This is a genomic window from uncultured Methanobrevibacter sp. (assembly GCF_902788255.1).
Taxonomy (GTDB): Archaea; Methanobacteriota; Methanobacteria; order Methanobacteriales; family Methanobacteriaceae; genus Methanocatella.
Map to the genome: position 1 here is coordinate 1 of NZ_CADAJR010000023.1, position 21709 is coordinate 21709.

The 21709-nt window shown below is 37.8% G+C and carries 29 protein-coding genes and 1 pseudogene; 21 read left to right on the plus strand and 9 right to left on the minus strand.

The window, feature by feature from the left end; all coding sequences use genetic code 11:
* A partial coding sequence (locus tag QZV03_RS07080) for a hypothetical protein (RefSeq protein ID WP_296875306.1) occupies nucleotides 1–417 on the plus strand: 417 nt, incomplete at its 5' end.
* Nucleotides 418–619: 202 nt separating this feature from the next.
* Here QZV03_RS07080 and QZV03_RS07085 read toward each other — a convergent pair.
* Complete coding sequence (locus QZV03_RS07085; RefSeq protein WP_296875307.1) at nucleotides 620–793, minus strand: hypothetical protein; 174 nt, start codon at nucleotides 791–793, stop codon at nucleotides 620–622.
* Between QZV03_RS07085 and QZV03_RS11280 the strand changes: the two genes are divergently transcribed.
* From QZV03_RS11280 to pfdA, 14 genes are all read left to right on the plus strand, one after another.
* Nucleotides 788–967 carry a peptidoglycan-binding protein gene (locus tag QZV03_RS11280; RefSeq protein WP_394350680.1) on the plus strand — a complete coding sequence of 60 codons (180 nt, stop codon included), beginning with the start codon at nucleotides 788–790 and terminating at the stop codon, nucleotides 965–967. The two genes, QZV03_RS07085 and QZV03_RS11280, sit on opposite strands and share 6 nt — an antisense overlap.
* Before the next feature lie 162 nt (nucleotides 968–1129).
* Nucleotides 1130–2224 (plus strand): GTP-binding protein, encoded by a 1095-nt coding sequence (locus tag QZV03_RS07095; RefSeq protein ID WP_296875311.1) that lies wholly within the window; start codon nucleotides 1130–1132, stop codon nucleotides 2222–2224.
* Nucleotides 2221–2751 carry an adenylate kinase family protein gene (locus QZV03_RS07100; protein ID WP_296875313.1) on the plus strand — a complete coding sequence of 177 codons (531 nt, stop codon included), beginning with the start codon at nucleotides 2221–2223 and terminating at the stop codon, nucleotides 2749–2751. Before QZV03_RS07095 ends, QZV03_RS07100 begins: the two co-directional genes overlap by 4 nt.
* A gap of 421 nt (nucleotides 2752–3172) precedes the next feature.
* Nucleotides 3173–3409 carry a hypothetical protein gene (locus QZV03_RS07105; protein ID WP_296875315.1) on the plus strand — a complete coding sequence of 79 codons (237 nt, stop codon included), beginning with the start codon at nucleotides 3173–3175 and terminating at the stop codon, nucleotides 3407–3409.
* Nucleotides 3410–3626: 217 nt separating this feature from the next.
* Nucleotides 3627–3992 (plus strand): ribonuclease P protein component 4, encoded by a 366-nt coding sequence (locus QZV03_RS07110; protein WP_296875317.1) that lies wholly within the window; start codon nucleotides 3627–3629, stop codon nucleotides 3990–3992.
* On the plus strand, nucleotides 3961–4218 hold the full coding sequence (locus tag QZV03_RS07115) for a YhbY family RNA-binding protein (RefSeq protein ID WP_296875319.1): 258 nt from the start codon (nucleotides 3961–3963) through the stop codon (nucleotides 4216–4218). The genes QZV03_RS07110 and QZV03_RS07115 overlap by 32 nt, the downstream gene beginning before the upstream one ends.
* Before the next feature lie 92 nt (nucleotides 4219–4310).
* Complete coding sequence (locus QZV03_RS07120) at nucleotides 4311–4748, plus strand: 30S ribosomal protein S19e (RefSeq protein ID WP_296875321.1); 438 nt, start codon at nucleotides 4311–4313, stop codon at nucleotides 4746–4748.
* Between the two features lie 25 nt (nucleotides 4749–4773).
* The gene (locus QZV03_RS07125) at nucleotides 4774–5130 is read left to right on the plus strand and encodes a DNA-binding protein (protein WP_296875323.1); all 357 of its coding nucleotides are present in this window, start codon (nucleotides 4774–4776) and stop codon (nucleotides 5128–5130) included.
* 6 nt (nucleotides 5131–5136) lie between these two features.
* Complete coding sequence (locus QZV03_RS07130; RefSeq protein WP_296875325.1) at nucleotides 5137–5721, plus strand: asparagine synthase-related protein; 585 nt, start codon at nucleotides 5137–5139, stop codon at nucleotides 5719–5721.
* 20 nt (nucleotides 5722–5741) lie between these two features.
* Entirely contained in the window at nucleotides 5742–5897 is a 156-nt protein-coding gene (locus tag QZV03_RS07135; protein WP_004032463.1) for a 50S ribosomal protein L39e, read from the plus strand.
* An 11-nt stretch (nucleotides 5898–5908) separates the two neighbouring features.
* A complete protein-coding gene (locus QZV03_RS07140; protein ID WP_292601775.1) occupies nucleotides 5909–6154 on the plus strand; it encodes a 50S ribosomal protein L31e in 246 nt (81 codons plus the stop codon).
* A gap of 27 nt (nucleotides 6155–6181) precedes the next feature.
* On the plus strand, nucleotides 6182–6856 hold the full coding sequence (locus tag QZV03_RS07145) for a translation initiation factor IF-6 (RefSeq protein WP_296875327.1): 675 nt from the start codon (nucleotides 6182–6184) through the stop codon (nucleotides 6854–6856).
* Nucleotides 6857–6880: 24 nt separating this feature from the next.
* Complete coding sequence (rpl18a, locus tag QZV03_RS07150) at nucleotides 6881–7105, plus strand: 50S ribosomal protein L18Ae (RefSeq protein ID WP_296875328.1); 225 nt, start codon at nucleotides 6881–6883, stop codon at nucleotides 7103–7105.
* A gap of 18 nt (nucleotides 7106–7123) precedes the next feature.
* The gene (pfdA, locus tag QZV03_RS07155) at nucleotides 7124–7558 is read left to right on the plus strand and encodes a prefoldin subunit alpha (protein ID WP_296875330.1); all 435 of its coding nucleotides are present in this window, start codon (nucleotides 7124–7126) and stop codon (nucleotides 7556–7558) included.
* A 195-nt stretch (nucleotides 7559–7753) separates the two neighbouring features.
* Here pfdA and QZV03_RS07160 read toward each other — a convergent pair whose 3' ends face one another.
* The 4 genes from QZV03_RS07160 to QZV03_RS07175 all read right to left on the minus strand — a co-directional run bounded on the left by QZV03_RS07160 (nucleotide 7754) and on the right by QZV03_RS07175 (nucleotide 10428).
* Nucleotides 7754–7894: a hypothetical protein gene (locus tag QZV03_RS07160; RefSeq protein ID WP_296875332.1), complete on the minus strand. Its 141-nt coding sequence runs from the start codon at nucleotides 7892–7894 to the stop codon at nucleotides 7754–7756.
* Nucleotides 7895–7948: 54 nt separating this feature from the next.
* Entirely contained in the window at nucleotides 7949–8713 is a 765-nt protein-coding gene (locus QZV03_RS07165) for a hypothetical protein (protein WP_296875333.1), read from the minus strand.
* A gap of 37 nt (nucleotides 8714–8750) precedes the next feature.
* A complete protein-coding gene (gene iscB, locus QZV03_RS07170; RefSeq protein WP_296875335.1) occupies nucleotides 8751–9983 on the minus strand; it encodes an RNA-guided endonuclease IscB in 1233 nt (410 codons plus the stop codon).
* Nucleotides 9984–10182: 199 nt separating this feature from the next.
* Nucleotides 10183–10428: a hypothetical protein gene (locus QZV03_RS07175; protein ID WP_296875338.1), complete on the minus strand. Its 246-nt coding sequence runs from the start codon at nucleotides 10426–10428 to the stop codon at nucleotides 10183–10185.
* Between the two features lie 288 nt (nucleotides 10429–10716).
* Here QZV03_RS07175 and ftsY point away from each other — a divergent pair, with 288 nt between their 5' ends.
* A complete protein-coding gene (gene ftsY / locus QZV03_RS07180) occupies nucleotides 10717–12240 on the plus strand; it encodes a signal recognition particle-docking protein FtsY (RefSeq protein ID WP_296875340.1) in 1524 nt (507 codons plus the stop codon).
* A pseudogene (locus QZV03_RS07185) lies at nucleotides 12230–13060 on the plus strand (CapA family protein); the annotation flags it as partial. The gene ftsY and the pseudogene QZV03_RS07185, both read left to right, overlap by 11 nt.
* Here QZV03_RS07185 and QZV03_RS11285 read toward each other — a convergent pair.
* Nucleotides 13042–13158, minus strand: coding sequence for a hypothetical protein (locus QZV03_RS11285; RefSeq protein ID WP_394350681.1), 117 nt, complete (start codon nucleotides 13156–13158; stop codon nucleotides 13042–13044). The pseudogene QZV03_RS07185 and the gene QZV03_RS11285 overlap by 19 nt on opposite strands.
* Before the next feature lie 394 nt (nucleotides 13159–13552).
* Between QZV03_RS11285 and QZV03_RS07190 the strand changes: the two genes are divergently transcribed.
* Nucleotides 13553–15355, plus strand: a complete 1803-nt coding sequence (locus QZV03_RS07190; protein ID WP_296875344.1) for an Ig-like domain repeat protein — start codon at nucleotides 13553–13555, stop codon at nucleotides 15353–15355.
* Between the two features lies 1 nt (nucleotide 15356).
* The gene (locus QZV03_RS07195; protein WP_296875346.1) at nucleotides 15357–16916 is read left to right on the plus strand and encodes a putative glycoside hydrolase; all 1560 of its coding nucleotides are present in this window, start codon (nucleotides 15357–15359) and stop codon (nucleotides 16914–16916) included.
* 70 nt (nucleotides 16917–16986) lie between these two features.
* Here the strand turns inward: QZV03_RS07195 and QZV03_RS07200 are convergent, their stop codons facing one another.
* Nucleotides 16987–17364, minus strand: a complete 378-nt coding sequence (locus QZV03_RS07200; RefSeq protein WP_296875348.1) for a hypothetical protein — start codon at nucleotides 17362–17364, stop codon at nucleotides 16987–16989.
* 52 nt (nucleotides 17365–17416) lie between these two features.
* Between QZV03_RS07200 and QZV03_RS07205 the strand changes: the two genes are divergently transcribed.
* Complete coding sequence (locus QZV03_RS07205; RefSeq protein WP_296875349.1) at nucleotides 17417–18871, plus strand: sodium-dependent transporter; 1455 nt, start codon at nucleotides 17417–17419, stop codon at nucleotides 18869–18871.
* A 21-nt stretch (nucleotides 18872–18892) separates the two neighbouring features.
* On the opposite strand, the gene QZV03_RS07210 is transcribed toward QZV03_RS07205, so the two are convergent.
* Nucleotides 18893–19108 carry a hypothetical protein gene (locus QZV03_RS07210; RefSeq protein ID WP_296875351.1) on the minus strand — a complete coding sequence of 72 codons (216 nt, stop codon included), beginning with the start codon at nucleotides 19106–19108 and terminating at the stop codon, nucleotides 18893–18895.
* Between the two features lie 430 nt (nucleotides 19109–19538).
* On the opposite strand from QZV03_RS07210, the gene QZV03_RS07215 reads away from it, so the two are divergent.
* Entirely contained in the window at nucleotides 19539–19982 is a 444-nt protein-coding gene (locus tag QZV03_RS07215) for a hypothetical protein (RefSeq protein ID WP_296875354.1), read from the plus strand.
* Nucleotides 19983–20101: 119 nt separating this feature from the next.
* Here the strand turns inward: QZV03_RS07215 and QZV03_RS07220 are convergent, their stop codons facing one another.
* Nucleotides 20102–21634: a hypothetical protein gene (locus tag QZV03_RS07220; protein ID WP_296875356.1), complete on the minus strand. Its 1533-nt coding sequence runs from the start codon at nucleotides 21632–21634 to the stop codon at nucleotides 20102–20104.
* Nucleotides 21635–21709: the final 75 nt, after the last annotated feature.

Consider the following 21709-nt stretch of genomic DNA (forward strand, 5'->3'; position numbering starts at 1 on the left):
GGTAAATTACTATTTATATTACCAAACGGAACTCAGATTAATGCAACTTATGGTGCTAACGGTATCTGGTGGGCAGTACATACATTTGACGCTTACGGTGAATATAAAGTCAATGCAACATATGTCGGATTGGATAATGTAACTGTTAACAATGCTACAATAACTGTAAACAAGATTAAAACAGAACTGTCAGGTAATGCAATAACTACAACCTACAACATCAACAAGGATTTGATTATCACATTGAAAGACAGCAACGGAAATCCAGTTAGTGGCGCTAAATTAATCGTTGACTTGAACGGTGCTAAAACATACACTACTGACAGTAACGGTCAGGTTAAGGTGTCAACCAAGGGTTTAGCTCCTAATGTTTACACTGCTAAGGTAACATTCAACGGCAATAATCAATTATGCTAAATCAACCAAGGATGTTAAAGTCACTGTCAAGAAGGCAACTCCTAAACTGACTGCCAAAAAAAAGACCTTTAAGACAACTACAAAAACCAAAAAGTACACTATAATCTTAAAGGACAATACTGGTAAGGCAATCAAGAAGGCTAAAGTCGCCCTGAAAGTCAAGGGCAAGACCTATAAGGCAACAACCAACAGTAAAGGTAAATCAGTCTTCAAAATCAAAAATCTCAACAAGAAAGGAACCTTCAAGGCAACAATAACCTACAAAGGAAACAAATACTACAACAAGGTATCCAATAAAGCCAACATTAAAGTTATTGTCACCTTCAAGACAGTTTCCAAAGGAAGCAAGGACAAATCCACTGTTAAGGAAATCCAACAGGCCCTAAAAGACCACGGATACTACCTCTCATACAAAGGACACTACCTTAAGGTTGACGGTAAGTTCCAAAGCTGCACTGAAAGATCCGTCAAGGAGTTCCAAAAGGACAAAGGACTTAAGGTGACCGGTAAGGTTGATGAAAAGACTGCTGTAAAACTTGGAATAATTTAAATAAGGATTTTTATTCCTTATTTTCTTCTCTTTTTTTAAGACTAATTTTTCATACATTAAAATTAGAAATCACACAGGCTTTTGAAAGGGCCGTGGTATAAGTTTTTTATATAATAAAAATAATATAATTAACATAAACTAATTTTTTGGAGTTCATACTATATGGGTATTGAAGAAAAGATTAAGGATATTGAGGAAGAAATTCAAAAGACACCTTATAACAAGGCTACTTCCCACCATATTGGAAAATTAAAGGCCAAATTATCCAAATTAAAAGAAGAATCATTGCAGCGCAGTAGCGGGGGATCCAAAGGACAGGGATTCCATGTAAAAAAGAGTGGAGATGCTACTGTGGTTCTGGTCGGTTTTCCGTCTGTGGGTAAATCAACATTACTGAATAACATTACAAATGCCGAAAGTAAGGTCGGCGCCTATCAGTTCACCACACTGGACATCGTTCCGGGTGTGATGGAGCACAAGAATGCCAAGATTCAGGTTTTTGACATTCCCGGAATCATCACCGGTGCAAGCTCAGGTAAGGGAAGAGGTAAGGAGATTCTTTCAGTTGCAAGAACCGCCGATTTGATACTTGTCGTTTTGGACACATTGAACCCTCAGCACCTGAAGGTCATTCTTGAGGAGTTGAGAAATATCGGCATAAGGCCTAACGAGCAGCCTCCGGACGTTACAGTCAAAAGGAAAAAGCTCGGTGGGGTAAAGGTATCAAGCACCTGCAAGCTCACACACCTTGACGAGAAGACCATAAGGTCAATTCTCAACGAATACGGCTACATCAATGCAGATGTGCTTTTCCGTGATGACGTTACAATGGACCAGTTCATTGATGTCTTGGACAGGAACAAGTCATACGTTCCGATGCTTATTCTGCTCAACAAGGTGGACCTGGTGGATGACGCTTATATCAAGGAGCTTAAAAAGTACATTCCGGATTTCATTCCGATTTCCGCAGACAAGAACACCAACATCGATGAGCTCAAGGATTTGATATTCGACAACCTCGATTTGGTGAGAGTTTACCTTAAACCGCAGGGAAGAAAGGCGGATATGGAGGATCCTCTGGTCATCAAGAAGGGCTCTACAGTCATCGACGCATGCGGCAAGCTCCACAGGGAATTTGTCAAGAACTTCCGTCATGCGAAGGTATGGGGTACATCCGTCAAGTTTCCGGGCCAGAAGGTAGGACCTGACCATGTCCTTGAGGATGAGGATGTCTTGAGGGTGATTTTGAAAAAATGACTGCTGTTTTTATTACAGGCACTCCGTGTACGGGCAAGACCACAATTGCAAGCAAATTGAACGGACGTGTTGTTAAAATCAATGACCTTGCAAGAAGTCACGGTTTCATCATGGGTGTCGATGAGGATAAGGGCTATGAGATAATCGACATCGAGAAGCTGTCCGATTATGTGGATGGCCTTATTGAAAAATCAGATGATTTGCTTATTTTTGAGGGTCATGTATCACACCTTCTCGACGGCGCCGATAAGGTGATCGTTTTGAGGGTGAGGCCTGAGATTTTAGCCGAAAGGCTTAAGGCAAGAGATTATTCCGAGTCAAAAATCCGTGAAAACCTTGAGGCGGAAGCCCTTGGGGTTTGTTCTGCCGAATCATTTGAAAAATATCCTGATGAGACATATGAGATTGATGTAAGCGATTTGGATATTGATGGGGCTGTCGGAGTGATAGAGGATATCATCCAAAACGGTGGGGACTATCCTGTCGGCAGTGTTGACTTTATGCAATGGCTTGTTGAAAATCCTTAATTGCTGATTTGTAAATTGAAAAAATCCATTTTGGAAATTGATGTAATTATTTCTATTTTTGCCAGTTTGCCTTAATTTAACTTGAATAGGTCAATATTGTATTCATAATTAATGATTTCACAAATGCACATTCGTGTTTTTGCACACTTCAAAAAACTATATATGAAATTCACTACAGATAATGGGTTAGCTTTCACCGGCCGGTTTAAGTGTATGGGGCAAGCACAATCGTTAAATCTTTATAATGGTATAAACATATCATAACTTGTGTGGGGTATAGCATCGCTCGAATGAGTTTTGATATTGATGATGAGCTATTGAAGGATTTGGAGGATTTTGCTCTTGAAAGCAATTCGATGTATCTGAATTGGCTTTGAAATTCATCCGAGAAGGATTAAACAATCAAAAGAGAGCTGATAATATGCAGGAAATAACCATATCAGATGAAATTATTAATGGAATTAAAAATAGAAGTAAACATCTTAATTGCAGCCCTGAAAAACTTGTAAACAGTATTCTATATGATTACCTGATGAAAGTTGAAGATGTTTCCAGTGTTGATGTTGAAAAACTTGAAAAAAGTGCTGTAAGGGACAATCCTGAAGGTGATGACACTTTAAAGAAACTTCGCCAGTTGGGTAATGTCGGATGGGATTAGTTATGGGTTTTCCTAACCCATTCATTTTCCTTTGAAAATTTTATTTTATATGAAAAACCACCAAAATTCACAACCTTTATAAATGGTAATAAACATATTTATTCTTAATATTCATATTAACCTAAGGTTATTTTAACTATGGTTTTTGTTTTAATTTGCGCAAATCATTTTAATTCAATTTTGAATATTATATCCTACATTTTAAAGGAGGATATTTTTGAGTAGAGGAAACAGACCAAAGTGGATGATTGAAATAGCGATTGAAAGAATGAACATTCTTTTCAACCGTGCTGAGATGGAATTCATCACCCATCCTGAAAGGTCAAATCGCTATGTCGAAATGGCATTGAAGCTGTCCACCAAATACAATACCAAAGTGCCAGCTGAATGGTCCCGGAGGTATTGCAAGAGCTGCAAGTCCTTTCTCAAGCCTGGTCACAATTGCACCGTCCGGCTAGTTAACTCAGAAGTTAACATTTTTTGTGGTGAATGTGGTCATGTAATGAAAATTCCCTATCACAGGGAAAAGAAGTTAAAAAGGAGAGCCAAATATGATTCAAAACAAAAAAGAATTAATGAATAGAGCTCTTAATGCGATGACAATTAACATTGGTAAGTCAGGCGTTAACGATAATGTCATTGAAGAAATCAAACGTCAGCTTAAAGCCAATGAAATCGTTAAACTTAAATTTGCAAAAAATATCGCTCGCGATAAAGATACTTACATCGACGAAATCGTCTCAAAGACCCGAGCTAAACTCGTGGATGTCAGAGGCCACGTTGCTGTAATTTACAAGAAAAAGCCTTAAACATTATAAATTTAGAGTTACAGGCCCTATTTTTTTAGGTCTTAAATTTACAGTGGATTAAGCTACAATAAAATTAATATTGGAGAATTAATATGACTACTGTATATGATGTACCTGCAGATTTATTAATTGAAAAAGTCGCAGAAGAATTTAAAGCAAACGATAAAATAGAATCTCCTGCATGGTCCAATTTTGTTAGAACTGGTGTTCACAAAGAAAGAAAACCAGAAAACCCAGATTGGTGGTTCGTAAGAGCTGCTTCAATCATCAGAAGAGTTTACATTGACGGACCTGTCGGTGTTTCAAGTTTAAGAACTTTCTACGGTGGTAAAAAAGACCGTGGGGTACGCCCTGAAAAATTCATGAGAGGTAGCGGATCCATAATCAGAACCGCACTCCACCAACTTGAAGACGCAGGATATGTGGAAAAAGTAGAAGGCGGAAGAGTTGTAAGTCCTCAAGGAAGATCCTTTTTAGATAAAATTTCTGGAGAAATCATTAAAGATATTCCTGAACTTGAAAAATACTAATTAGATTTATTTGGGAGAGTTTGATATGAGCGATTTAGATGAAATTCGTCAAAAAAGAATGGCTGAATTGCAGGCCCAACAGGCTGCTGCGCAAAACCAGGCACAACAACAGGCCATAGCACAGGCTCAACAGCAAGAGGCTCAAGCACAATTCGAAGCTCAGAAAAAACAAATCTTAGGCCAGATTATGACTCCTGAAGCTCGTCAAAGATTGTCAAATCTTAAACTGACCAAGCCAGAAATGGTCAACCAGATCGAACTTCAACTCATACAGTCAGCACAGGCTGGCAGTCTAAGGGGTAAGGTAACTGACGAGCAATTGAAAGTCCTTTTAAGACAGATTGCAGGTCAGAAAAGAGAAATTAAGATTACAAGGAAATAATATCCCATGAAGGCAGCTGTTTTATATAGTGGAGGCAAGGACTCATCCTTTGTGGCAGTGATGCTTAAAAGGCTAGGTCTTGATGTTGAATTGTACACCGCAAATTTCGGCGTTTATGATTCCTATATTCCAGCAGGAAAGTCCGCAAAATCCCTGGGTTTTGAACACAACGTCCTTGAGATGGATAGAGATATCCTCAAAAGAACCTGTGAGCAGATCATGGAGGACGGATTTCCAAACGACGGAATAAAATACATTCATGCCCAAACTGTTGAAAAACTTGCTGAAGACCATGATATTATTGCCGATGGGACAAGAAGGGATGACAGAACTCCTAAGTTATCCATCAATCAGATAAAAAGCCTTGAAGACCGCAAGAGCGTTCAATACATAAACCTTGACAGTTTCGGTCACAAGTCAGTAAGGCTCATAACCGAAAATCTCTTTGAGATTTCAAAGGAAAAGTCAAACAGGGACAACAGTTCAGACTTTGAGGTTGAAATAAGGACAATGATTGATGAGATGGGAGGAAACTCATTGGACATTTTCCCAGAACATTATCAAACTCGTGTTATCGGATATAAAAAATAATTATTATTACAGGTGAAAAAATGAGTAGAAATAAACCTTTAGCTAAAAAATTAAGAATGGCAAAAGCAAACAAACAAAATAGGAGAATTCCAATCTGGGCTTATGCTAAAACTAACCGTAAACTTAGATACAGACCTAAACCTAGACATTGGAGAAGAAACAGTCTTAAATTATAAAGAGGGGTACTATGGAAAGAGTTTACACAATTCCACTTAGAAATGTAAAAGAAGTCAAAAGGACTATCAGAGCTCCTAGAGCAATTAGGGAGATTAAAATTTTCTTAACCAAACACATGAAAGCTAGTGATGTTAAAATTGACGAATCTATTAATCATGCTATTTGGGAAAGAGGTATTCAAAAAATACCTTCAAAAATCACTGTAAAAGCAGTTAAAGATGATGATGGTGTTGTAAAAGCTACTTTAGCAGAATAAGCACCGCTTTAAATGTGAGGTAACAATATGTTGAAAAGAATGGACATTGTAGGAAATCCGAATATAGGGGTATTTTGTCTTGCAACCGACAATCTGGCTATTGTTCCTTATAATCTTTTAGATGAAAGAGCAGAAATTATCAAGGAAACATTAGAAGTTGAAGTTGTAAAATCTTCTATTTCAGGATCAAGCCTTATAGGATCTTTAGCTGTAGCTAATTCAAACGGTATTGTTGTTTCCCCACATGTTTTAGATAGGGAAGTTAAACAGTTTGAGGATATTGGATTGAACGTAGCTACCATGCCTGGCCAATACACTGCCGTAGGTAACATCGTGGCTGCAAACGACAATGGTGCGATAGCTTCACCATTCATATCCGAAGAAGCGATTCAGGTTCTCGAGGAAACCCTTGATGTGGATGTAAAAACATCACATATCGTTGGAAGTGACATTATCGGTTCTCTAATCAAGGTCACAAACAGGGGATTTCTGATGAGCAAGAACGCACTGACCTCAGAAGTTAACTTTGCTCGTGAAGTATTTGGTGTTGAAGGAGACATTGGTACTGTAGGAAGAGGCATTCCACTTGTCGGCGCTTGCATACTCGGAAACTCAAATGGTGCAATCGTGGATAAGGATAGTACTGGTCCTGAAATGGCTAGAGTTGAAGAAGCGTTAGGCTTTTTGGATGATGACTTTTAATTAATTAATCATGAGGGATTTTATATGATAACAAAAATTTACAGAGTTAAAGGTACTTTTGTAATGGGTGATGAATATCATGATTTTACCAAAGAATACAAAGCTGTTAACGAAAGCGACATAGAAGAAAAAATCTATGCTAACTTTGGTAGTAAACATGCTATTAACAGGAACCAAATTTCAATCGATTCAATTGAGGAAATTGCTCCTGAAGATGTAGAAGACCCAATCGTAAAAGAAATTATTTAAGTGCATTGAGGGATTAACATGGAAGATCAACAAAGATTAAACAATCTTGTTAATGAAATCAATGTATACAGACAGCAGGCTGAATTAATCCAACAGCAAATTGAATTGATTCAGGCTTCCATCGCTGAGGTTGAGGCTCTGTTTTCAACCCTGGACGATATTGAAGGTAAGGATTCAGTAGAGGCATTCGTACCTGTTGGTGCAGGTTCCTTTGTTAAAGGGGAACTCAAAAGTACTGATGAGATTATCGTAAGTATCGGTGCTGGAATCGCTGTTAAGAAAGATGCTGAAGGCGCTCGTGAAATCTTATCTGGGCAAAAAGAGGAATTAATCGACAGCCGTGACAAAATGCTTGCAAACTTACAGCAGGTAACTGACATGGTCGGTAATCTTCAGGCTCAGGCTGAACAGATTGCTGCCGCAGCACAAGGTAATATGACCCAAATGGGTTAATATTACTAATTATTTTTTTATTAAACTATTTTTTAAATATTATATTGATTTTCGACCATTAAAATTAATTCATCAAGTATTTTTCGTGCTTCTGGTGTGTTTAGGTCGTCTAGTTCGTTTAGTTTTTCGATTTGTTTTTTATATTCTTGGTTTGATTTTTTGAGATATTCGGTTTTTTGGTTAATGAGTTCTATTTCAAGATTTTTGATTGCGAGTTTGTGTTTTTCTGATTGCTCTTTCATGGTGTTTGATTTCTATTATTTTGTCTATTCCAATGATTTCGTCTTTATAATATTCATATGCGAATTTTTCAAATTCATTTTCAAATTTTATCATTCAAATCATCTCTATTTGGATTATTTGCTATATATTGAGATGTTTTTTAACATCTCAAAGTAATTTTAATGAACTGAGTATTTTTCGTGCTTCTGGTGTGTTTAGGTCGTCTAGTTCGTTTAGTTTTTCGATTTGTTTTTTGTATTTTTCGTTGGATTTTTTGTATTCTTGGTTTGATCTTTTGTATTTTTCGTTGGATTTTTTGTATTCTTGGTTTGATTTTTTGTATTTTTCGTTGGATTTTTTGAGGTTGTTGATTTCTTTGTCTTTTGCGTCGAGTTTGTCTCCGTATTCTTCATACAGAAGTTCATCCAATTCATTTTTAATCTCTCTCATTCCAATTACCTCCATTAATCTTTTCTGTTTGCTTTGATTTTGCACATGTTTTAAAATCATTCCACCTAAAATGACTTTTACATCAAGCCTTAAACCTTTGTCTTCAATTTGGGCATCTCTAAAAGCTTCACACAGTTTTTCAATAACTTCCGGAGCATCTTTTTTTGATATGAATTTGCTGGTGAATGCAATGTCCAATGCTTCGGTGTCTGTTAATGTTTCATTATGTTCAACCTTATTAATAATGTTTTCATATTTTTCCCACAGGGAGTCCTCTTCAAAGTAGATATAATGGACTTTGATGTAGAGTGAAGGTGCATATTCAAAGCATTCACTTTCTTTTTTAGGATTTTTGTGACAGATTACTGCTAGGTATAGTTTCCTTTTGAGATACCAGTAACAAAGAAATATTGCATATTTTGAAAACTTTTCAAGAGTTTTAGGGCTAATATATTCGCTTTCCTCCTCAAGGTCTATGAGCAAATCTTCATCTTATTTTGGCAAGGATACCTCGACCTCTTTAGGTCGAGGATGGAATTGCTATCCTCCAATCTATTAACCAACCTTTTATAGGTTCTAATAATTTTAACTTCTTACTACTTACTCCTTGGCTGATTACAGTTCCATTGAAACTTTTCAGCTGAAAATACCCGCTGCTACGTTTTCCTGTAATAAAACATTCTATACTTTTATACATTACTTTGTCGTATCTTCTAAATCCATTGATGATGTATGGTGATTGGTTTTTTCGTCTTTGTCCTCCTTTACTGGGTTTGGCTTTGTGAATCTGTCGGTTGTGTCTTCTAACTTTTTTAAATAAATATTCAACATCTGATTGTTCAGCTTCCAAATTATGACTAATCACAAAAGCATCATTGCAATGGGACTTAACAATACCTAAATTCTCTCGAAGATACTTCGTTAAATAACCAAATGTTTCATAAACATTATTAAACTCTCTCTTGAGGGATTCCAGTATTCTTTTTCTCATGATGTTCATGTGGCTTGCATGTTTAAATGTTTTTACTTTTTTGTTAAAGGTTAATTGTTTTTTATGGATTTTACTGTGACAATCGCTGCATAATGTTACAAGATTGTCCATACGATTAGAACCGCCTTGACTTTTAAAAATGATGTGGTGTACTTCTAATTTTGTATGTTTTTTTCCACATATTTGGCATGTATATTTGTCTCTGCTTAAAACAGCGGATTTAACGTTATAGAAACCTTCAGCATCTCCATGCTGATACTCAACACCATTTATTTCAGGATTTTTTAGTTTATATGTGTCAAATTCAGCAGTCTCAACAATAATGTTGTCCACTGGAAGTATACTGCAAACACGTTTAATCATAGTTAAATGACATTCAATTTTATGCTGAATACTGGGAGCCAATTTTCCTTTTTTACTACGATTATTAAACCGGGCTGGACGATAACGTAACTTGCTCCTGCGATTCCTGCGCTGACTCCTTCTACTTTCCAGTAATTTACTAATGTCCTGTCTTAATTCGACAGTGGCTTTGAATAATTCTTTTTTACTGGTTGTTGCAGACAATCCAATATATTTGCTTCCAGCATCAACACCTAGATTAACCGGTTGACGATAATCTGAAGATCGATGCAGTAATTGTATGGTAAATGGTGTACGATTCACAACTTTTGCTTTCTTATCTTTCAATAATATTCTTGCTTTTCTTGGTCGGCATGGCATTAACGGTTCACCATGCATGTTTAGTACGTAAACAAACATAAATGTTTACCTCCTATTCCTAAGTTTATATTTTTATCCCTCGACAATGTTATCCCAAGGTTTAATGTAAATTGGCACTGTTCCTACCATCTCAGAACCATGTTTAACCAATTACCGTAGAGCAAGGGGACTGGGATTAAACATCCCCTGGTACCTATAATATTCTTGGGTAACGTAGGTCAATAAAGACCCGAGTCTATTAAACTAGTGGACTTTTTAGAGTTATTTCTAAAAAATCCACGGCTTCTACAAGCCGTGGTAGTTTAATATTGTAGTAGATTTCGTCTCCACGGGCTGAAGTCATGTCTGTAAAAACCATTTCCTGGGGCAGTCTGACATCATACTCTCCAGGCAGATTCAGATACTGGTGCTGGCGCTTTGACTGTGCAAAGGACATGTATTTCAAAGTTTTGTCATTGAGATGATAGGTTTGACTTAGTTTCATAGGATTCTATCTCCTTTTTTTTATTTTTTAGAGATTTCCAAAAATCTTATATAAACTACTCATGAGCAAATAATAATTTTAAAAAGACCATATATAAAGATATGTTTTATTTAAAAGCATTATTGATTTTTATTTGTATTTTTAGAAGTTTTAAACAATATTTATTTTAGCTCGCTGAAAATATGATAAGTGTGTCGGGTCTGTTTTTTGACTATTTTTTAAATAATATAACTGACATAACTATAATTAATATAGATTTTTAACTAACAGTTTAGGTTGGGATTAATTTTGTTTGAATCGTTAAAAAAGAAATTCTCACGTACCAGTGAAAAACTGGAAGAAGAACTTATAGAAGAAGCAGAAGCAGAAGACAACCTTCAGGAGGAATCCGGTTCAAGATTTTCATTTTTCTCATTCGGTAAGAAAAAGGAAGAGGAGACTGAAGAGGAAGAGGATGAAAATTTACTTCCGGAAGCTGAAGAAGTTGAAGAAAGCGAAGAGGTTTTAGAGGAACCTGCTGAAGAGCCTAAGGAGGAGAAGAAATCCCGTTTCTGGAGCAGAAGCAAGGATGAAACCCCTGAAGAGGATGAGGCTGAAGAGGTTTTAGAAGAAACTCCTGAAGAGGATGAGGCTGAAGAGGTTTTAGAAGAAATCGAAGAGAAAGACGAACCTAAGGAGGAGAAGAAATCCCGTTTCTGGAGCAGGAACAAGGAAGAGTCATCCGAAGAGGAAGATGATGAACCTAAAGAGGAGAAAAAGTCCCATTTCTGGAGCAGGAACAAGGATGAATCATCCGATGATGGGCAAGAAGATGAAGCCGAAGAAAAAGAGGAAAAATCTCATTTCTGGAGCAGGAACAAGGACAAGGATGAAAAGGACGTTTCCGCTGACGGTGAGGCCAAAGGTGGAATATTCTCATTTGTAAGGGAAAAGACCATTCAGGAAAAGCACGTTGAAGACATTCTCTTTGAACTTGAAATGGAACTTCTCCAGGGTGATGTTGCAATGGAGGTTGCAACCGAGGTCGTTGAAAGCGTCAAGGAAAACCTTGTCGGTAAGAAAATCAAAAGAAGCAATGACATCACTGAATACACATTCTATGCTTTAAGGGATGCGGTTTCCGATATCATAAGCATTGAAGGCAAGTCAATGACCGAAATGCTTGAGGAAAAGAAGGCACAGGGAGAGCCACTTGTTGTGATGTTTGTGGGTATCAACGGTACCGGTAAGACCACAACAATCGGAAAACTCGCCAACTACTATCTCAAAAAAGGTTACACTCCTGTAATTGCGGCTTCAGACACATTCCGTGCAGGGGCAATCGAGCAGGTCACACATCACGCAGACAATGTGGGGGTTAAAATCATCAAGCACCAGAAGGGTTCAGATCCTGCCGCTGTTGCATTCGATGCGGTTGAACACGCAAAGGCCCAGGGCAAGGAACTTGTTTTAATCGATACTGCAGGAAGGATGCAGACCAACACAAACCTTATGGACGAGATGAAAAAAATCAAGCGTGTATCCAAACCTGATTTGGTCATTTTCGTCGGTGATGCAATAACCGGTAACGACGCAACCGAACAGGCACGTAAGTTCAATGAGGCAATTGACATTGACGGTGTAATACTCACCAAGGCCGATGCTGACAGTAAGGGTGGTGCTTCACTTTCAATCGGTTATGTAATCCAGAAGCCGATTATGTTTTTAGGTGTTGGTCAGGGATACGATGACATTATGGAATATGACTCTGAATGGATGCTGAATCAGCTCTTTTCAGAAGACGATGAGGCAATTGTTGAAAATGAAGCTTAGAAACATTCTTTTGATTGTTCTGGTCTTTCTTGTGATTGTTGCCGCATGGGCAACATTCTTCAATCCCTCAAGTTCGGTGGTAAACGTCGGACCTAAGGAAAACGTGTCCGTAGCCGTTACAGGGGATGTGATGTTTGCACGTAACATGCCGGGGGTCCTTAGCATGGACTCCTCACCGTTCAAGGGCGTAAGTGACGTTACTTCTGCCGTTGATTTGCTTTTAATCAACTTTGAAAATGCTGCGACAGATACGGACAATGCCCTCAAGGGTGATGTTCCGCTGAAATGCGATCCGAGCTATGTTCCCCTTGCAAAGGCAAACAACAATACCGTTGCGGCACTTGCAAACAACCATGCATTTGACTATGGCCAGACCGGAATGGAGGATACCATAAAATACCTCAAGGATGCCGGAATCACACCGATGGGTGCCGGAAACACTGAAGATGAGGCCCATCAGGCTGTTGTCAAGGAGGTAAACGGAAGAAAGATTACAATCCTCAACTATATGGATTCCGAAAACTTCGCCGAATACTCACAGGAAGTGATGCCGTATGCCAACGGGTCAAATCCGGGATATTCCGCATATGACTCAGCGGATGCCCAAAAGCAGATTGCGGAAAACAACGATTCAGACTGCATCATTGCATACATGCATTACGGAAACGAATATTCCAATTCACCAAACGAAAATCAGGTCAAGATGTCCCATGAGCTGATTGACTACGGTGCGGACATTGTCATAGGTTCACATCCTCACGTTACCGAGGGAATTGAGATGTATAAGGGCAAGCCGATATTCTACAGTTTGGGAAACTTCATATTTGACCAGTCAAACGAGGCGACACATACTGCATACTTTGTAAAGCTTGACCTGGTTGAAAACACAGGTACCTGCACAGTGTATCCTATATACATTTCAAACTACCTGCCGGAGCATATGTCAGCGGAAGACGGAACTTCTCTTTTAAGCGGTCTTTCCCCGCAATGCGAACAACTAAAGGTCAATTCCGATGGTACCGGAACATTAACATTCAATTTAACTGATGGATAACTCCAATCAGTTAAATGCTTCTTATTTTTTTTCAGATTAATTTTTAATTTATTAGTTAAACTCTTAAAAAATCACATTTTAATCTAAACATTTTAAGGTTATTGTAGCATATTTCACTATTTTTGTTATTTTCATAGTTTTTTCTATATGTTTTCAAGCTATTTTCATCAATTTAAGCTATTTTAAAGCTATTTTTAAAGTAAAAAGATTTATATATGTTTTTTGATAAACCATTCAATGAGAGGTGAAAATATTTCGATGAAAAATAAAATATTGATTTTATTAATTGCAGTGACATTAATTTTCATGATAGGTTCCGTCAGTGCAGTCAATGAAACCGATATTGCAGTATCTCAAAATTACGATTCACAGGAGTCTGTTGTAGAAGATGTTAATGAAGAACTCCCTGACGAATCATCAAAACTGGGAAATGAAGATAATCTAACCAAAGTCAAGACATCAGTCAAAAGCGAAGATACTAATATTGTTAAGGGAAAGGATTTCACTGTCCAGCTGACAGATTCAAATTCAACACCTGTGGCGAACAAGACCATAACATTCAAGTTCAACAATAAGAATACAAAAGTCGTTACCGACAATGACGGATTTGCAAAACTTAAAATCAATGTCGAACCCGGAACATACACACTCAAGTACTCATTTTCAGGAGATGACGGATATTCGGCAAGTAGCGGTTCAACCAAAATCTTTGTAATCTCATCATCAACTTCAAAGATAGCCGCCAAGACCTACACTGCATATGTGGGCCTGACCAATATCTATACCGTAACATTGACTGCAGGTGACACTCCACTTTCCGGTAGGGTTGTCGTGTTTAAGATCAATGGAAAGACATACAACAAAAAGACAAACAGCAAAGGGCAGGCTAAACTCAGCATCAATCTGCCTAAGGCAAATTATAGAATCACATTCTCCTATGCCGGTGAAAAGAACATTAAATCGACATCAGGATCATCTCAAATAACCGTTTTGAATGGAATGCCTACCAAAATGTCCAAGGCAAATTCCGTAATATACAGAAACAAGAAAGCCGGATATTTCAAGGTCAAATTGCTTGACATGAGAAACCATCCTTTAAAGTCAGCAAATGTCAAATTCAAGCTTAAGGGCAAAACCTATGTCAAAAAAACTAATGCCAATGGTATTGCAAGCCTTAAAATCAAATTGAAAACAGGCAACTATAAGATTAAGGCCTACTTTTCCAAAACTTCCATGTACAAACAGGTATCCAAAACCTATACGGTAAAAGTGAAGCCTAAACATGTTACCAACAATGGTATGTGGCTTTTCGGTAAGGATATGAAAGCCGTCAACTTCAATACTCTTAAGAAGCATGAATTCAAGCATGTTTTCCTGAATTTCAAAGCCGTTGAACTGTATGGTAAAAGCGGAGTTGAGAATTGGATCAAGCAGGCAAAATCATACGGCATAAAGGTTCATCTGTGGATGCAGGTCTTTTATGGAAAGGGCAACTGGCAGAATCCGGTCAGGAATGGCGGAATAGATTATGAACTGATCAATTCAAAGGTCAAGGAGGCCAAAAGCTATGCCAAAATCAAAGGTGTGACCGGAGTTCACTTTGACTATCTCAGATATCCGGGAAATGCTTATCAGTATAAAAACTCTATAAATGCGGTCAACACATTTGTCAAAAAGGCCGCAAATGCAGTCCACAGCGTAAATAAAAAACTGATCGTATCTGCAGCTGTGATGCCGGAGCCTTCCTCAATGAAGACATACTACGCTCAGGACATCAGGACAATGGGCAAATACTTCGATGCGATTGTCCCTATGGTCTATAAGGGAAACTACAATGCCGGAAGGACATGGATCAAGTGGGTTACCCAAACATTTGACAAGCAATCCAGCAAGGCACAAATCTGGACAGGTCTTCAGTCATACAGATCCGATTCCAGTTTGAATAAACTATCTGCTACAGAACTGATGGGAGATGCTGATGCCGCTGTTTTAGGCGGAGCAAAAGGTGTAATCCTATTCAGATTCGGACTGTTCAATTTCTTAAACTTCAAGGAGCTCTAACATGAAACGTATAATGTTGATATTCATATTCTTATTGGCGCTGGCTTCCATTTCTGCAGTCACAGCCGATGAGAACTCTACTGATTTGATTGCTGATGAGAAGGAGGACATTTCCGCTCTTCAATCAGTGGATAACCTTTCATCTGAAGTGGATGACACTTTGGCCGAGCAATCGAATGAGGATATTGTGAAGGAAAATGAAAGCGGGGATGTTAAGACAACATCTCAAATCACAGCATCCGCCGTATCCGGTTATGAGGCATCATTTATAAAGATAACATTCAAGCTGACTTCAGGCGGCAAGCCATTGGCTTCCAAAAATGTCACAATTCTTTTGGATGGCCTCACTTATGACAAAACCACAAACAGGAACGGTGAGGGAAGCATATCCGTACTTCTTATGAAGGGAACATACTATGCGAAATTCAGCTATGAGGGGGACAATTCGACAACATCCGCTGAGAAGACATCAAAGGTGACAGTTAAAAGTCCCACCAAAACCAAGCTGGTTGTCGGCGACAAGAACATCAACTACCGTCAGGGTTCAAAATGTCTCTTTTATGTCAAGCTGATGACATCCTCCGGAAAGGTTCTAAAAAACCAGGAAGTTGTGCTGAATGTTGCAGGCAAGACTTATAAGCTCAAAACTGACAATAGAGGAAATGCCAAGGTATACCTTAACCTTAAGAAGGGAACCCACAAGGTGAAATATTCATTTAAAAGAGTTCCCGCATATTCCGCCTCAAGCGGATCATACAAAATCAAGGTCAAGGCCAAAATGGCTAAGGGTAACGGATATTGGCTCTGGCCGGCACACATGAAAAGCATAAGCCTTAAGAGTCTGGCCAAAAAGGGAACCAAACATCTTTTCCTTCATGTTGAGGCCATTTCAGCATACGGCAAATCCTATGTTGTGTCATTCATTAAGAAGGCACACAGACAGGGAATAAAGGTTCATCTGTGGATGCAGATATGCTACAGTGGGGGAGAATGGGTAAGTCCCGTAAGGGATGACGGCTCATATAAATATGGATTCATGAACAAGAAAATCGCTGAAGCCAAAAGATACGCCAAAATCAAGGGTGTGGATGGAATACACTTTGACTATATGAGGTATGGCGGAACCGCCCACAAGCACAAGAATGCCGTTGAATCCATCAACTACTTTGTCAAGAAGACTGCAATTCAGATTCATAAGATAAGGCCGAACTGTATAGTTTCAGGTGCGCTTATGCCCGAGCCTAGCATGATGGAGTATTATTACGGTCAGGACGTTCCAACATTAAGCAAATACGTAGACGCACTGCTTCCGATGGTTTATAAGGGCAACTATCATCAGACCCGTTCATGGATTAAGTCCGTAACCCAAACATTTGTCAAGCAGTCAAACGGGGCGCAAATCTGGACAGGTCTTCAGTCATACTATTCCGATTCCAATACCAATAAACTGCCTCACAGCACACTTCTGAAGGATGCAAAGGCTGCTAAAAATGGTGGTGCTTTAGGTATTGTACTGTTCAGAATAGGTATAAGCTGTAATTTCAATTTCAAAAAGGTTTAAAAGTTGATTCTTTTAAATCTAAACATTTCTTTTTTTAATATTGGTTGGTGAGGGTTAATATATTCGGCAATCACCATTTACGTTTGGATATTGCCTTCAGGCGTTTCTTTTCGATATCCTTCTTTTTTTGTGACTGGTACTGTCTGTTCTGGCGGCTTGTGGTTGTTTCATTGTTTCTCATGACTGTTACAAGATCAATTGAATTGCCTGTGCAGGCCATAAGAATCCTTATTTCCCTATAGTCCTTGCCTTCAGGTGCCTTATAGACTACGGCATACTTTTCTCTTTCCACATGCTCATAGCTTACAGGTTCTTCGTTCATAAGGCAGTCAACAACATATTCTCTGGATATTCCATTTTCATCCAGCCTGTCGATGAAATGCCTGTTTTCAAAGCACCAGTTTATGCCTGTGGTTTCACCCATTAGAAATTTGTCAAAAACATTCATTGTAGTTAAATATCTATAACATTTATTATATATTCTTTACATAATTAATACCATGTCAAAACAAGGTCAATGGGATTCGCCTATAGCTTTTATTTTTGCAATGATTGGGGCGGCAGTAGGTTTAGGTAACATTTGGCGTTTCAGTTATGTGCTTTATTCTAATGGTGGGGGATCATTTTTCATTCCTTACCTTATTGCCATAGCTATAATGGGAATTCCGTTTTTAATATTAGAATATGGTGTGGGATTCTCATTCAGGGATTCCTTTTCGAACATTGTTAAAAAAATCAATCCGAAATTTGAAATTTTCGCGTGGATGTTGGTTATTTTTGTTTTTGTAGTCACAATCTACTATATGGTTATCCTAAGTTGGGACCTTGTGTATCTGGGTTCAAGCTTCACATTCAGCTGGGGAACCGACGTTGCGCACTACTTTGTAAACAACGTTGGAGGCAGTTCCAACCTTTCCAATGCAAGTTTCCTTCTGGTTCCAACAACAATAGGTGTTGTTGCATTGTGGATACTGCTTTGGTTCATTGCTCACAGGAATGTTGATGAAGGTATCGGTAAGGCTTCAAAAATCCTTATTCCGGCACTGTTTATCATAATGGGCAGTATAATCGTTTATGCCCTGACCCTGCCTGGTGCGAGCATCGGTATCAACACTCTCCTGACTCCGGACTGGACAAAACTGACAGATGTCAACATCTGGCTTGCCGCATTTGCTCAAATCATATTTTCATTAAGTATGGGACAGGCTATCGCCTTGACATATGCAAGCTATCTGCCTGAAAACTCCAGACTCATTGACAATGCATTGATAGTCATTGCATCCAATTCCCTTTTTGAAATATGTACCGCATTCGGGGTATTCTCAATTCTGGGATATATGTCATTTACACACGGTACTCCAATGGTTCAGCTGATTACCGAGGGTACAGGTTTGGTTTTCGTCGTTTTCCCTATGATATTTAACATCATGGGTCCGATCGGAAGAGTTCTTGCTCCGTTACTGTTTCTGGCAATTCTCTTTGCGGGAATCACTTCCGCTTTGGGATTTTTCGAGCCGATGCTGAACTCAGCATCAAACAAGCTCGGATGGTCAAGAACCAAAACCGCAACAATACTGTCAGTTATCGGATGTGTATTTTCAGTAATCCTTACAACAGGAATAAGCAGTTATCTTGTAAGCATAGTCGACTCATTTGTCAATGAATTCGGAATACTGATTTTGATTGCTGTTCAGTGTGTAATCTTTGCATGGTTCTATAACGTTGACAAGATTATTCCGGCTCTCAACGAGTACTCAATATTCTCCGTGGGTAAGACATGGAAATTCGTAATAAGATATCTGCTTCCATGTGTGCTCAGTGCAATGTGGCTTATTGGAATAATTAAGCTGTTCTCCACTGCAAAACAGTTTGAAATCGTTGTCGATGTCATTATAATCGCATTGGTAATGGTATTTGCACTGATTCTTACAAAAATTAATCCGGCAAATGAGTAACTCATTTGCTCATTCTTTTTTTTAATAATTTTTATATGCATCAAATCCTGCATATAAGTGATATATGGTATTGACAGCGCTTCCCAGAGGGTTGTTCATGAAAAACCAGATGAATATGTGGAGTAGTACTGCTATTGCGAATAATTTGATTGCCTTTTGATTGTCTTTGTTCAGGTATTGGCCAAGTCCCGGTATGATGAATGAAAAAACGCCATATTTTACTGAATCAATATCCATTACTCTCACCTCCATAATCATTTTAAAGTTAAAGATTAACTAAATTAACTTTGTTGTTGATTATTTTAATACTTTTTTATTAATCATTTAAAATAATCCTGTCTAAATACAATAATTGATATGGCAATGACGATGGGGAAATCCCTGTTTTTCAACAAACAATAAAACAAGATGTTAAGTCTAAAGGCAACAGGACCTTTAGAACTTAAACTAAAAATTTTTTAGTATAACACGGGAGTGTTACAATAGTATTATTGTTTTAATTCTTATTTAAAGATATAATTATTTTTACTTGCCTAAATATTAATTTCAAGTGTTAAGGTTTGCCTAAATCACATTCAAATTTTACATGAAAAAATTGTTCAATCGAAGGGGTGTCACATAGGTAGTTTTTAATAGTTCAAATGCAATATTCATATATAGTGATAAAATGCATTTTAACAAAAAACACTTCATAATCTTTTTGATCCTGATTGGGGCACTGATAATAGTTTGCGCCGCTTCAGCACATGACGTGAGTGCGGCCAAGACATCAAAAACAACAGTCAAGATACACAATTTCAAACCTGGAGTTCTGTGGGCTCCAAAGGCGGTCAAGCTCAAAAACGGTGACGTAATTGCCGGATATGTCGAATACAATGGGAACATGCAGTTTGACAAGGGAACTGGAGTCACATGCTGGTATGTTGGAAGCGGATATAACGGAGACATCGATCCTCACCACACAAAGCTGGTAAAGGCCAAATTCTACTTCAAGAACAAGAACGGTAAGGTAAAAACTAAAACCGTCAAAAAGACCAGCGCACACATATCCACCAAGCTTATTAAAGGTTACACTCCTTACAAGGCCGTTGTTTGGTATCAGACTTATTAATTAGTGGATAATATCCACTCACTCTATTTTTTTTGGCAGTTTGTCTGCTTTTAACTCATTTTCAACTTTTTTTTTAAAAACTTTCATAAAAAAAATAAAAAATAATTAAAATTAATTAATTATCTTTTAACTTTTGCAGTAACTTTAACGATATCTCTTCCATATCCTGCCTGATAGGTTACCCTTTTGCCAACTATGAGTTTTTTAAGCAATGCCTTTTTGATGGTAACTTGTGCAATGCCCTTTTTATTGGTTACTTTTTTGAATGTTTTGCCGTTAAACCTGAAAGTAACGCTTTTTTTGGCAAGTGGGGTTTTGCCGTTTTTAACTGTGGCCTTTAAAACAAGTCTTTTAGCTGATTTTTTAACATTCACCTTTTTTAAAGTCACTATATGCTTTACATTCACTTTTTTAGTCATCTTGTGGCCCTTATATATTGCACTGATTTTATATGATCCAGGCTTTTGATTAATCTTGATGCGGGCATATCCATTTTTATCAATTTTACTGGTTCCAATAGTCTTTTTGCCTATTTTAAATCTAACCTTGCCTCCGGTTAGTAGGTCCTTATCGATGCCGGTTATTTGAACCTTATAATAACTGCCGTAGCGTACGTTCACATTACTTGCCTTAATAGTAGGATACTGAACATCTATAACAAACTCATATTCATACTTCTGATTATCTGTAGTGGAATATAAAGTGAGAGAAAGAGGGTATTTTCTATCAGTCACATCTCTTAAATCGAGGCTTGCTATTCCATTAGTCAATTTGGCTTCAGTATCTAATTCGTCATAACCCAAGTCCGCCCATGGTACGATATATACAATAGTGCCTGAAAAACCAGGGATTTTAACAATTACATTGGCATCGCCCCTGACAATTTTTGAAGGAACATAAATGTCGGGATTTACAGACAAATCACTTGAAAGTTCTTTGACATTATAATCGCTGCCATTATATTTAGCTTTCAGTTTGTATTTGCCAACTTCAATGTTTCCTAACGAATAGGATGCAATCCCTTTATTTAAGGAAATGGTTTGATTGATGATCCAATTTTCTTGCCCATCAATAATTTTGCCTATTTGTATTGACAATGCGCCAGCCGCATTTTCAGGCAATTTCAGATATACCTCTCCATTTTCATTAAAAACGGTGTCTGGAGCCAATATTTTTGGAACAATTTCAAATTTGAAGTTTTGTGAATATTGGGGAATTTCCTTATCGCCCATATATTTAACGATTGCAGTATAGTTTCCAATAGTCAAATCATTGTTTATTTTAGCAAAACCGTGAGTACTCATGCCCCATTCATCATAAAATTTGTCCACTTTATATTCCTTGCCGTTCACAGTTAAAAACAGATCTCCTGATGTCGCACTATCATAATCAACTTGTATTCTGCCAGAACCATATATTACAGTATCTTCAACGCCTATAGAATGCTTATCATCTACAGCCCCTCCTTTTAATAGTTCTGAATCAGAAGATTGTTCTAATTCATCGCCATCAAATTCACTTAAGGAATTTGAATCATCAACTTCCTCAAATGAAGTTTCCAATGTTTGATTTTGTCCATCATCAGCGCTGACCGCACCTACAGATAAGATTAGCAATGTCAGACTGATTAATATTAAATGTTTTATCTTCATAATAACACCTTAGTATATATAAGTTATATATTGATGACGTATTAATTTTACTAATTTTACCTTGTTTTTGAATTG